Origin of the sequence: Mycolicibacterium parafortuitum, from assembly GCF_010725485.1 — a bacterium.
GTDB lineage: Bacteria > Actinomycetota > Actinomycetes > Mycobacteriales > Mycobacteriaceae > Mycobacterium.
Genome location: NZ_AP022598.1, coordinates 4,140,355 through 4,152,241, shown reverse-complemented (window position 1 = coordinate 4,152,241; position 11,887 = coordinate 4,140,355). Strand labels below are relative to the sequence as shown.

General features: G+C 69.5%; 10 protein-coding genes. 5 read left to right on the top strand and 5 right to left on the bottom strand.

The window, feature by feature from the left end:
• Positions 1-105 precede the first annotated feature (105 nt).
• From NTM_RS19875 to NTM_RS19865, 3 genes are read left to right on the top strand one after another with little or no spacing between them, the layout of a single operon-like run.
• Positions 106-1,332 carry an MFS transporter gene (locus tag NTM_RS19875; protein WP_163769561.1) on the top strand — a complete coding sequence of 409 codons (1,227 nt, stop codon included), beginning with the start codon at positions 106-108 and terminating at the stop codon, positions 1,330-1,332.
• 30 nt (positions 1,333-1,362) lie between these two features.
• On the top strand, positions 1,363-2,415 hold the full coding sequence (locus NTM_RS19870) for an iron chelate uptake ABC transporter family permease subunit (protein ID WP_104861549.1): 1,053 nt from the start codon (positions 1,363-1,365) through the stop codon (positions 2,413-2,415).
• Complete coding sequence (locus NTM_RS19865; RefSeq protein ID WP_104861276.1) at positions 2,412-3,458, top strand: FecCD family ABC transporter permease; 1,047 nt, start codon at positions 2,412-2,414, stop codon at positions 3,456-3,458. Before NTM_RS19870 ends, NTM_RS19865 begins: the two co-directional genes overlap by 4 nt.
• A 91-nt stretch (positions 3,459-3,549) precedes the next feature.
• Here NTM_RS19865 and NTM_RS19860 read toward each other — a convergent pair whose 3' ends face one another.
• The 4 genes from NTM_RS19860 to NTM_RS19845 all read right to left on the bottom strand — a co-directional run bounded on the left by NTM_RS19860 (position 3,550) and on the right by NTM_RS19845 (position 8,253).
• Positions 3,550-4,230: an Rv1815 family serine proteinase gene (locus NTM_RS19860; protein ID WP_104861277.1), complete on the bottom strand. Its 681-nt coding sequence runs from the start codon at positions 4,228-4,230 to the stop codon at positions 3,550-3,552.
• A 102-nt stretch (positions 4,231-4,332) separates the two neighbouring features.
• Positions 4,333-5,739 (bottom strand): NAD(P)/FAD-dependent oxidoreductase, encoded by a 1,407-nt coding sequence (locus NTM_RS19855; RefSeq protein ID WP_163767271.1) that lies wholly within the window; start codon positions 5,737-5,739, stop codon positions 4,333-4,335.
• A 10-nt stretch (positions 5,740-5,749) separates the two neighbouring features.
• Positions 5,750-6,628 (bottom strand): sterol desaturase family protein, encoded by an 879-nt coding sequence (locus NTM_RS19850; protein ID WP_170312024.1) that lies wholly within the window; start codon positions 6,626-6,628, stop codon positions 5,750-5,752.
• A 62-nt stretch (positions 6,629-6,690) separates the two neighbouring features.
• Entirely contained in the window at positions 6,691-8,253 is a 1,563-nt protein-coding gene (locus NTM_RS19845) for a carboxylesterase/lipase family protein (protein ID WP_163767267.1), read from the bottom strand.
• A gap of 110 nt (positions 8,254-8,363) precedes the next feature.
• Here NTM_RS19845 and NTM_RS19840 point away from each other — a divergent pair, with 110 nt between their 5' ends.
• Both NTM_RS19840 and NTM_RS19835 read left to right on the top strand, forming a co-directional pair.
• The gene (locus NTM_RS19840; RefSeq protein WP_163767265.1) at positions 8,364-9,608 is read left to right on the top strand and encodes an acyl-CoA dehydrogenase family protein; all 1,245 of its coding nucleotides are present in this window, start codon (positions 8,364-8,366) and stop codon (positions 9,606-9,608) included.
• Positions 9,608-10,684 carry a hypothetical protein gene (locus tag NTM_RS19835; protein ID WP_163767263.1) on the top strand — a complete coding sequence of 359 codons (1,077 nt, stop codon included), beginning with the start codon at positions 9,608-9,610 and terminating at the stop codon, positions 10,682-10,684. The genes NTM_RS19840 and NTM_RS19835 overlap by 1 nt, the downstream gene beginning before the upstream one ends.
• On the opposite strand, the gene NTM_RS19830 is transcribed toward NTM_RS19835, so the two are convergent.
• On the bottom strand, positions 10,681-11,871 hold the full coding sequence (locus NTM_RS19830) for an MFS transporter (RefSeq protein ID WP_163767261.1): 1,191 nt from the start codon (positions 11,869-11,871) through the stop codon (positions 10,681-10,683). The two genes, NTM_RS19835 and NTM_RS19830, sit on opposite strands and share 4 nt — an antisense overlap.
• Positions 11,872-11,887 lie beyond the last annotated feature (16 nt).

Here is an 11,887-nt window from a genome sequence, read left to right as displayed (position 1 = left end):
AGAGATGCCGGGCGCACCCGCACAGACGTGCCCGACCATTAGCCTGTCCGGGTGCCCGACAACCGCGACGCGCAGATTTCGTACCTGCCCCGCGCACTCCGGCCGCTGCGCAACCGCGACTACCGGCTGCTCACGCTCGGGTTGTCGACCACCCTGCTGGGCAACGGACTCTGGTCGGTCGCCTTGGTGTGGCAGGTCATCGCGATGGGAGGCGGTGCCGGCCAGGCCGCGATCGTGATGACGATGTTCAGCGCGGGCTTGCTGGTCAGTGTGCTGCCCGCGGGCGTGGCGGCCGACCGGCTACCCAAACTCGTCGTCATGCGTGCCTCACTGTGGGTTCAGGCGGCGCTGCTGATCATCGTGGGGGTCCTTGCTGTCGGCGAACAGGTGCAGACCTGGCATCTGGCGCTCACCGGCTTCGCGTTCGGCATCGCCGAAGGGTTCTTCATCCCCGCCTACACCGCCGTGCTGCCGACAATCCTGGCGCCGGAGGAACTGCTGGCCGCCAACGGGATTGAGGGGGTCCTGCGCCCAGGCCTGCAATTCGCCCTCGGCCCGGCGACCGGTGCGCTCCTGGTGCAACTGTGGTCGCCGGGGTGGGCGATCCTGACCCAGGGCGCAATGTTCGTGCTCGCCGCGATCATCCTCGGATTCATCAGGTCGCCTTCGGCCGTCGCATCCGAGCGCGAGGTCGACGAACCGGGATCGGCGCTGGGCGACCTGCTGGCCGGACTGCGGTACATGTATCGCACCAAGTGGTTCTTCGCGACCCTGTTGTTCGCGGTGGGCAATGTGCTCGTCGTCGTCGGCCCCGTCGAGGTGCTGTTGCCCTTCGTGATCCGCGATATCGGCGGCGCCCCTGGGCACCACGCGACCGTGCTGGCCGTCTTCGGGTTGGCCGGAGCGGCGGGCGCGCTGCTGGTGGCCTCGCGTTCGCTGCCGGGCCGCTACATCACCGTCATGCTGGCGCTGTGGGGATTTGGCGCGCTGCCGCTGGCCCTGATCGGCTACACCGACGCGATCTGGATGATCGCCGCGGTGATGGTCGTCGTCGGCGCGACGTCCGAGGCGGGGCAGGTCATCTGGGGAACACTGCTGCAGCGGAGGGTGCCTGCCGACATGCTCGGCCGCGCCTCCAGTCTGGACTTCTTCGTGAGCCTGGTGATGATGCCGGCGTCGCTGGCGCTGGCGGTCCCCGCCGCGCATCTGGTCGGGACGACGGGCGTCTTCATCGTCGCGGGCGTCGCACCGGTGGTATTCGCGGTCATCGCGCATCTTGCCGCCCGGCTGGGCCGCGATGAACTCGACCATCCGCTGGATGACCGGACATGACGGGCCGTCCCGCAGAGATGAGTGCTGCCGATGAGTGCTGAAGCCGTGCAGTCGCCACCGGACGTCGCGAGGGGCTCGCGCGTCACGGGCGCGAGAACTCGCCTGGCCTGGCTGGCCATTTTCTGTCTCGTCCTGCTGCTCGTCTGCGTCGCCAGTGCCGCCGTCGGCACCCGTGACATCCCGATCTCGACGGTCCTGCGGGCATTGTTCGACTATCAGGGATCCGACGACGAAGTCGTGGTCCGCGCGGCCCGCATTCCCCGAACGGTGTTGGGGCTCGTGGTCGGCGTGGCGATCGGCGTCGGCGGCGCGATGATCCAGGCCGTCACCCGCAACCCGCTGGCCGATCCCGTCGTGCTGGGCATCACCCCCGGCGCGATGTTCAGCGTGGCACTGGCCGTCGGAGTGTTCGGGCTGCGGTCCATTCACCAATACCTGTGGTTCGCGCTCGTCGGATCGGCGGTGGCCATGGCGATGGTCTACACCCTCGGCCGATCGGGACGCTGGGGCGCGACACCCCTCCGGCTGACGTTGTCCGGCATTGCCATCGGCGCGGTCTTCACCGCATTCACGTTGGCGCTGACGCTGTTGAATCCGTCGGCATTCGACCAGATGCGGGCCTGGGATGCCGGGTCGATCGCCGGACGCGGCTGGGATGTCACCACCGCCGTGCTGCCGTTCGTCCTGGCCGGACTGGCGATCACGGCATCGGTCGCCCGCGGGCTGGACGCGATCGCCCTCGGTGACGAGATGGCGCGCGCACTCGGCACCCAGCTGGTGCGCACACGCACCCTGGGCCTCATCGCCATCACTCTGCTGTGCGGTGCGGCAGCCGCCGCGGCCGGCCCGATCGTCTTCGTTGGCCTGATGATCCCGCACATCGCTCGGTGGCTGGTCGGCGCCAACCAACGGTGGATCCTGCTCATCTCGGGGATCGCGGCACCCGCGCTGGTGCTCGCCGCCGACATTCTGGGCCGGATTGCGTTGCGCCCGGCCGAACTGCCCGTCGGCATTGTCAGTGCGTTTCTGGGGGCACCCGCGCTGATCTGGTTGGTCCGGCGCAAGACGGCGATCCAACCGTGACGACGAGGACCGATCGCGTCGATTTCGGGCGCCCCACGCTGATATGGCGAAGTCTGCGCGTCGACGTCATCTCCGTGGTGACCACCGCTGTGCTGATTCTCGCGGCAGTAGTGGTGTCGATCTTCAGCCTCGGTGCCGGTGACTATGACATCGCGCCGTGGGACGTGCTGCGCGCGGTGTTCGGCAGAGGCGCACCGTTCGACATCGTGGTGGTCCGTGAGTGGCGCGCACCGCGGGTGTTGATGGCGCTGATACTCGGTGCGCTGCTGGGCATCTCGGGTGCCATCTTCCAGTCGCTCACCAAGAATGCGTTGGGAAGCCCTGATGTCATCGGCTTCAATTCGGGCTGCTACTTCGGCGCGCTCGTGGTGATTCTTTTCGTCGGCGCGCACTCGAGTGCGCTCCTCGCCCTCGGCGCGGTCGCCGGCGGCTTCGCGACCGCCGCCATCGTGTATCTGCTTGCGTTCAAACGCGGTATCGCCGGTTTCCGGCTGATCATCGTGGGCGTCGCGGTCGCCATCATGATCGAGGCCGTCAACACCTGGATGATCCTCAAGGCCAACCTGCAGGTCGCCATATCCGCTGCGGCGTGGGGTGCGGGCACCCTGGCCAATGTCACCAACAATCAGGTTCTGGTGGTCCTCGCCGGAACCGCCCTACTAGTGGTTCCGCTGACCGTGATCGCCCGGCGGATGCCGGTCGCCCAGCTGGGCGATGACGTCGCCGCCGGGCTCGGGCTGCGCACGGAGGCCACGCGGGTGTTGATGCTGGCCGTCGGCGTCGGATGCGTGGCCATGGCAACCGCGTTCACCGGACCGATCAGTTTCGTGGCACTGGCCGCACCGCAACTGGCCGCCCAGGTCACCCGCGGCGGGGGCCTGCGCCTGGCCCCGTCGGCGGCGATGGGGGCAGCAATTCTTGCCTCGTCCGATGCCGCGGCCCAGCACCTGCTACCCGGTCAACTGCCCGTCGGCGTGATCACCTGGGGCATCGGCGGAACGTATCTGGTGTGGCTGTTGATCAAGAAAACGAACTACGCCTGAACGGATCGATCGCATCGCCGACCGCTCCTTCAACCGCCCTCGGTGTCGGATCAACCCTCGGTGATCGCTCTGGGAGACACGCTCTAACGCTCTAAGGCGTGCTCACGACAGCCGAGGCGGCCTGGATCGTGTCGGCGTGGGCCTGCTCGCTGGCGACCTGCCACGAGATCGCCGCAGGGAACGTGCCCCAGGTGCTGTTGAACAGTCCGATCAGCACGGTGCGTCCGTCGGGCAGCGAGGTGTAGACCGGGCCGCCGGAGTCGCCCTTGCGGCTGACCACGCCGTTGGCCATGGTGAACCAGCCGTTGTTGACCGATTCGATGGTGCCGCAGCTCTCGCCGGTCACGACGCCGAAGTGGCACACCGGCATCCCCTTGACCGGCAGCACCGCGGGATCGGTGACCAGGACCTTGCCGCTGGGCAGCACATTGTTGATCACCACGTTGTTGGCGAGGTGGATGACTTCCCAGTCCGTGATCTGGTGATTGGTGTCCACGGTCATGCCGTTGGGGGTGTTGTCCCGGAAGGATCCCTGGGTGCCGATCGGGGTGCCGAACTTGTCCGAGACGGTCCCCGAGGAGCGGCAGTGGCCCGCGGTGTAGGCCAGCCGGGTGCCCGGGTCGACGTAGCCGAGCGTGCACAGCACGGTGTCCTGGTGGATCTCCATACCGGGCGAGACCACGACTCCCGGCTGCGCCTGCGCCACCGGGGTCGCGAGCGCGACGCCGAACACCAGCGCAACCAGGGTCAGCAACGACGACCGAACAGACACAGCCCCTCCGACCCTTGATGATGTTTCACCGATACCCGCTGACGCGGTCGGTGTAACTGGCTCATCGCGGTTACATAACGGGGCGTTACACGACCGGACGGATCAGGAGTCGAATCCCAGACCGGCCGCGTCGAGGGCGCGCAGCAGCAGGTTGCGATGCCCCGCCGAATGGTCGGCCCGGTCCAGCGACCACCGGGTGGCCTGGATGCCGACGCTGGCCAGCGGCTCGGGCGGGAACGGTAAAGGCTTGCGGCGCACCATCTCCAGCTGCGTGCGCGGCGTCGGCGTGCCGCCCAGCAGGTCCAGGCACACGTCCGCGGCGAACCGCGCCGCGCCGACACCGAGCCCGGTGAAGCCGTTGACGTAGGCGACCCGGCCCTCGCGGGCCAGCCCCCAGTGCGCACAGAACCGGGTGTTGGTGTCGATCGCACCGGCCCACCGGTGGGTGAACCGGACGTCGTCGAGTTGCGGGAAGGTCAGGAAGAAATGCGCGGCGAGCCTGCGGTAGGTCTCGGTGCGGTTCTCATACGCGGCGTCGACGCGCCTGCCGAAGTGATAGACCGCGTCGTAGCCGCCCCAGACGATCCGGTTGTCGGCCGACAGGCGGTAGTAGTGGAACTGGTTGGCGGAGTCGCCGACGCCTTGGCGCCCACGCCAGCCGATGCGGCCCAGTTGCTCGTCGGACAGCGGTTCGGTGGCCAGCACGTAGTCATAGACCGGGACGGTGTAGAGCCGGTTGCGCCGCAGCAGGCTCGGAAAAACGTTGGTGGCCAGCACGACCTGGCGGCAGGTGATGGGCCGCCCGTCGGTGTGCACCCGCAGCGCGGCGCCGCCGGATTCGATGCGGGTCGCGGTCGTGTGCTCGTAGATCTCCACCCCGGCCTCGCGGCAGGCCCGCGCAAGCTCGAGCGCGAGCCGCGCCGGGTTCACGATCGCGCAGGTGTCGGGGCTGAACAGGCCGGCGCGGTAGGTGGGTGAGTCCACCTCGGCGCGGACCTGGGACTGGTCCAGGAACTTGCCCTGCCCGTCGGCGGCCGCGTCGCGCAGCCACTCGACCTGATGCGGTTCGGTCGCCACGGCGAGCATGCCGGTGCGCTCCCACTGCACGTCGAGCCCGAGTTCGGCGATCTCGGCCTGCATACCGTCGAGGTTCTCCAGGCCCATCGCCTCGAGCGTGTCGATCTCGTTGGGCCAGCGCGACTTTCCGTTCTCGTAGCCGTGCGTCAGGCTGGCTTCGACGAATCCGCCGTTGCGTCCCGAGGCGGCCCACCCGACCCGGTCTGCCTCGATGAGCACGACGCGGCGGTCCGGATGGCGCCGCGCGGCGTGCAGTGCGCTCCACAGACCGGTGTAGCCGCCGCCGACGACCAGCAGGTCGCAGGTCACCGGTCCGGTCGGGGTGCCGAACTCCGGTCGCGGGATGTCCAGCCACATCGACCCGAGGGCGGTGTCGGCGAGCGAGCGGTCGATCAGCGTGTCGTCGACGGGGGCATCGAAAACGGTCTCCACCGAGCGCACCTTACGTCGTGGCATGCGTCGGCGTCTTCTCGTGGGCGGGTTGCCATCCCGGCGGACCGAAGATGTAGCCCAGTTTGGCGCGCAGTCCCCGGGCGGCACGGACGTCGCGGCCGATCGCGACGTACTCGTGGGTCTCCAGCTTCCACGGGTTGAAGGTGTCGACCGGTTTGGTCAGCCCGTAGTGGGGCCGGAACACCTCGGGCTGGAACGTGCCGAACAGCCGGTCCCAGATGATCAGGATCCCGCCGTAGTTCTTGTCCAGGTAGAGCTGGTCCATGCCGTGGTGCACGCGGTGGTGTGACGGTGTGTTGAACACGAATTCGATGGGCCGCCACAGCTTGGTGATGTGTTCGGTGTGGATCCAGAACTGGCAGATCAGGCTGAACGAGAACGCGACGAACACCATCCACGGCGGAACACCCAACAGCGGCAACGGAATCCACATCAGGATCTCGCCGCTGTTGTTCCACTTCTGCCGCAGCGCGGTCGCGAAGTTGAAGTACCTGCTGGAGTGGTGCGCCTGGTGGGTGGCCCAGACCAGTCGGACGCGGTGCGCCATCCGGTGGTACCAGTAGAAGAGCAGGTCCACCCCGACGATCGCGATCACCCAGGTGTACCACTTCGACGGCGACAGCTGCCACGGCGCGAGGTAGGCGTAGATCGCGGCATAACCCAACAGCGCGAAGAACTTCCAGACGCTCATCGTCACCGTGGAGACCAGGCCCATCGACAGGCTCGCCCACGCGTCGCGGGTGTGGTACGCGCCGGCGCCGGGCGTGCCGTCGTCCTGGATGGCATGTTCGAGCTTGCGCGCCGCGGCCCATTCGATGGTCAGCAGCAGCAGGAAGAACGGGATCGCGAAGAGCACGGGTTCGCGCATCTGCGGCGGAAGGAATTCCAGGAACTCCACGGTGAGCACCTCCGAGGTGAGTGTACGGGCGCTTACAGGAAGCTCAGGACGTCGTCGCCCCACGCGCGTCGCACGGGTGCGTCGAGGTCGGCGACCACGGAATCGTGTTTGTCGATGACCAGGGTGGCGCGGTCGCCCGCGTAGGGCCGCCAGGCGGGGCCGCCGGGCGCCGACGGCTCGCCGTGGGCCGCGAAGTTCGTCCAGCGGCTGCGCATCCGCTGGGACACAGCGGTTCCCACCGTGCGGCCGCCGAGCGCGAACGTCGGGTCCTTGCGCCCGGAGCCCAGGTTGCCCCAGACGAACGGCAGTTCGGTGGCGTGCGCGCCGTGCAGGCGCACCAGGCGCAGCAGCGGCGTCGCGAAGTCGAACCGGTACAGGTAGACCGGCGCCAGTGCACGGTGGCCGTCGGCGAACCAGATCGAGGGCATGCGGAAGCCGAGATCGCTGGTCAGCCCGAGGCCCGCGCTCTTGCCGCGCCCGCGGTAGGTGCCCCGCAGGTGGTCCTCGCTGGGCAACTGCAGGCCGGGCTGCTCGGCCGTGATCTCGGCGAACATCGCCCTGATCGACTCGGGCGCGATCGGCATCAGCGGCGATTTCATGTAGCGGAACAGCGCCGCCTCGTTCTTGTTGGTGCCGATGATCAGCGGTACCGGATGCGTCTTGCCGTTGCGGGCCAGGTTGACCGGGTAGTCCGGCACGAGGTCGCCGTCGACGGTCGGCGCGAAGGCCAGGGTGCCCGGTGTGCGCACCGGCACCTCGTTGAACACCGTTCGCGTCGCCTCCACCAGGCTGGTGGTCGGTGCGTCGGCCAGCCGGCTGAGCTCGTCGCGGCTGACGCCGAGGACGTCGAGAAATAGCTGGGCGACCCTGCGGCCCCGTCCGACGTCATAGATGGACGTCGCCGGGGCGCTCTGCGCGATCGCGGCGTGGAACAACCCGGCCGCGTCGGGGCTGGCCAGCAGCGAGGTCACGATGCCGCCGCCGGCCGACTCGCCGAACAGGGTGACCCGGCCGGGATCGCCGCCGAACGCCGCGATGTTGTCGCGCACCCAGGCCAGTGCGGCCAGCACGTCGCGCAGGCCTCGGTTGGACGCGAAGCGTCCGGAGTCGTCGAAGGCGCCGACCTCGAGGAATCCGAAGGCGCCGAGGCGGTAGTTCACCGTGACGACCACGACGTCGCCGAAGGTGGCCAGCGCCCGGCCGTGATACAGCGGCTGGCTCGCCGAACCCAGGACGTAGGCACCGCCGTGCACCCACACCATCACGGGTTTGCCGTCGCCGGGTTCGGTGCCCGACGGCGCCCAGACGTTGAGGGACAGGAAGTCCTCGCCCTGCGGGGCGCCGAGGTCGAGAGGGATCTTCGGGTCGGTCGGTTGCGGGCACACGGGTCCGACCCGGCCGGCGTCGAACGGTTCCTTCCACGCCTGGGGCGGTTCGGGGGCCCTCCAGCGCAGCTCCCCGACGGGGGCAGCCGCGTAAGGAATCGCCTTCCAGGACTTGACGATTCCGTCATCGACGCCGCGGACGGGTCCACTCGTCGTGTCCACCACGGGCCGGTCGCCTGCTGAAGGTCGAGGGGTCGCCTCCGCGGTCATGCCGAGCTCCTTCGGTCGATCGGTACGCCAGTGTACCAGCGGCCTGCGCAGATTCATTCTCGCTGCTCACAAATATCTGCAGGGCCCGAACGCGTCCGTACGTTGCGCTCATGGCACTCGACATCACCGACCGCAACGGCGCCGATCCCGGTCTCAATACGCCTCCCCCACTGCTGCGCACCTCCGACGAGGCGCTGGCCGCCGCCGACCGGGTGGCCGCGGCGATCGCCTCCGGCAGCGCCGAACGTGAACGTGCCGGAACCGTGCTGCTGCCGCAGCTGCGACTGGTCGCCGAATCCGGCCTGCTCGGCATCTCGGTACCGGCCGAACACGGCGGGCCCGCGCTGCCGGCGTCCACCGTCGTCGAGGTGCTGCGCCGGCTGTCGCGCGCCGACGGCGCGGTGGGCCAGCTGCTGCTGTCGCATTACGTGATCGCACAGGCGATTTCGGGCCTCGGACAGCTCGACCCGGCACCGCGGATCTACGCTGATCTGCTGGCCGGCGCCCAGCTTGGCAACGCGACCGCCGAGCGCGGCACCCAACACGCCCTGGACCGTCGCACCATCGTGCGCGAACAGGACGGGCACTGGGTGCTCAACGGCACCAAGTACTACGCCACCGGCACGCTCGGCGCGACGTGGATCGCGGTGGCGGCCCGGATCGACGGCCGCGCCGACGGTGACACCGCGACGGTGTTCATCCGGCCCGACCAGCCCGGCGTGACGCTGGACCTGGAGCAGTGGTCGGCGTTCGGGCAGCGCGGCACCGCCAGCGGCCAGGTGCGACTGGAGGACGTCGCCGTCGATCCGGAGCTGGTGATCGACGAGGGTCCGCCGCCCGATCCCGCCGATGCGCCGCCCTCGGTGCTCGGCGCGTTCGACCAGGCCCTGCACGCCGCGATCGACATCGGCATCGCACGGGCCGCGCTGGAGGACGGCGCCGAGTTCGTCCGGACCCGGTCGCGGCCCTGGAAGGAGGCCCTCGACGCGGGCATCGAGCACGCCGACGAGGAACCGCACGTGGTGCGCCGCTTCGGAGAGCTGACGGCGCGGCTCTACGCGCTGGAGGCGCTGCTGGCACGCGGCACCGCGCTGGTCGACGAGGCCTACGCCGCCCAGGCGTCGCTGACCGTCGCCGCGGCCAAGGCGCTCGCGCAGCAGGACGCGGTCGAGATCGCGGGTGCCATTTTCGAGCTCACCGGCACCTCCGGCACCGACGGCGAGGTCAACCTGGACCGGCACTGGCGCAACGTGCGGGTGCACTCGCTGCACGACCCGGCCCGGTGGAAGTACGTCCACCTCGGTAATCACACCCTGCGCGGCATTCGTCCGCCCCGGCTCGGGCTGGTGCTGTGATGGGGTACCGCAAGAGCTTCTATCTCACCGGCAGCATCAACGCCCCGAGCGTCGAGGAGGCGCTGCATCTCGTCGGCGCCCGGTTGCAGCCCGCGGTGACGCGGGTGCCCGACGGCGAGCCGGGCGACCGCGCGAACTGGGTGCTGACCCAGACCGCCGCGTTCCTGGACAACCCGACACTTGAGGTCACCGAGGTACAGGGGCGCCGGCTGGCCCGGCTGCGGCCGGGCACCCGTGCCGCCGACATCGAGTTCCCGCGGCTGACCTACCAGGATCACGCGGCGGAGTCCTACCAGCTGTTCCGCGCCGCCCGGGCCCGCGGCGAGCTGGCACCGGAGTCGAAGTTCCTGGTGTCCATCCCGACCCCGTTCAACGCGGTGAACTTCTTCGTCGAGTTCGATTCGCAGGTCGAGGTGGCACGGGCCTACGAGAAGCCGCTGCGCGACAGTATTGAGGCGATCCAGGCCGCGATCCCGCATGAGGATCTGGTGATCCAGTGGGATCTGCCCGTCGAGGACGCCACCGTGGAGGGCTGGTTCCCGAACCCGTACCGCGACGTCGAGGACATCTACGCGGCCACGGCCCGGGCCGCGTCCTGGGTGCACGACGACGTCGAACTGGCGTTTCACCTCTGCTACGGCGATTCCAAGTTCGGCGCGTCACCGTTCATGGGTGACCCGCCCGACGAACTGGCCGCCGCGCGCGGTGGCCGGCACGTCTATCCGCGGGACGCGTCGACGATCGTCGCGGTGTCCAACGGGCTGTCGCGGCACGTGCCGCGGCGCATCGATGCGATCCAGGCCGCGACCGTGACGACGTGGAACAAGCTGGCGCACTGGCAGCCGCTGGCCAACCTGGCGATCGAGCCGGGCACCGAGTTCTATCTCGGGCTGGTGCACGCAGAGGACGGCGCGGCCGGGGCGAAGTACCGGGCGGCGCTGGCGGCGAAGTTCCTCGACGGGTTCGGACTGTCCACCGAGTGCGGGCTGGGCCGGCATTCTCCCGAACAGCTCGATCAGGTGGTCGACGCGGTCGACGAGCTGTTCGAGGCGCGGACGGCCGGCCATCCGGCCTAGGTCCCGCGGCGGGAGCGCAGCGCTCCGGCGAGCAGGATGATCGCCACGCCCGCGGCCGGCACGCTGAGCAGCCCGATCCGCAGCCCGTAGGCGTCGGAGACCACGCCGACGATCAGCGGGGCGCCGAGGAATCCGAAGCGCATCAGCCAGGTCAGCATGGTCAGACCGGTGCCGGGACGCAGGCCGGGCAGCTCGTCGGCGGTGCGCATCGCGGCCGGGATCACGGTGGCCACCCCGAAACCGGCTGCGGCGAAACCGATGATGCTGCCGGGCACGGTCGGGAACGCGAGCGCCAGGCCCATCCCGGCGGCGGTGATCAACCCGCCGGCGCGGGCCACGGCGCGGTCGCCGAAGCGGTCCACCAGCCGGTCACCGAGGAGCCTGCCGAGGCATAGGAAGCCGACCAGCGAGACGTAACCGAACACCGCGACGGCACCGGGTGCGCCGAGGTTGTCGCGCATATACAAGGTGGCCCAGGAACTTCCGGCATCCTCCACCGTCGCCCCGGCCACCGCGAGGCCGACCAGCGCGAGCAGCGCCAGATACGTCCTCGGGCCCGCCTTGACGCCGGCGCCGGGCCGGGCGGACGGGTGGTCGTCGTGGTCGGGGCCGCGCAGCAGAAATCGGTAGGCCACGCACACGATGCCGCAGAACAGCGCCGCGGCGATTCCGAGGTGCAGCGGCCGCGGGATGTGCGCCGCGATGGCGCCGGCACCCATCAGACCGCCGATGACGGCGCCGACGGCCCAGATGGCGTGCAGCGAGTTGATGATCGAGCGGCCGTAAACGCGTTGCAGGCGAAGCCCGTTGACGTTCTGTGCGACGTCGGCGATGGAATCACTCGCACCGGCGAGCAGCAGCGCGCCGGCGAATACCAGTGGCGTCGGGGCCACGCCGGCGAGCAGGATGAACGATCCCAGCGCGATGGTGGTGGCGACGACGACGCGCGCGGACTGAAAGCGGCGGATCAACATGGCCGCGGTCGGGCCGGCGATCAGCGCACCCGCGGAGAACGACGCCACGGCGGCGCCGTAGACCGCGTTGGACATCGCCAGTTCGGTCTTGATCTCGGGGAAGCGCGGCAACAGGTTCGCGAACAGGGCACCGTTGGTGAGAAACAGCGTGGCAGCTGCGATCCGGGCCCGCCTGAGTCGCGCGTCGCCGCCGACGAGCGGTTCGGACGCCATGATGAACGACCCTACC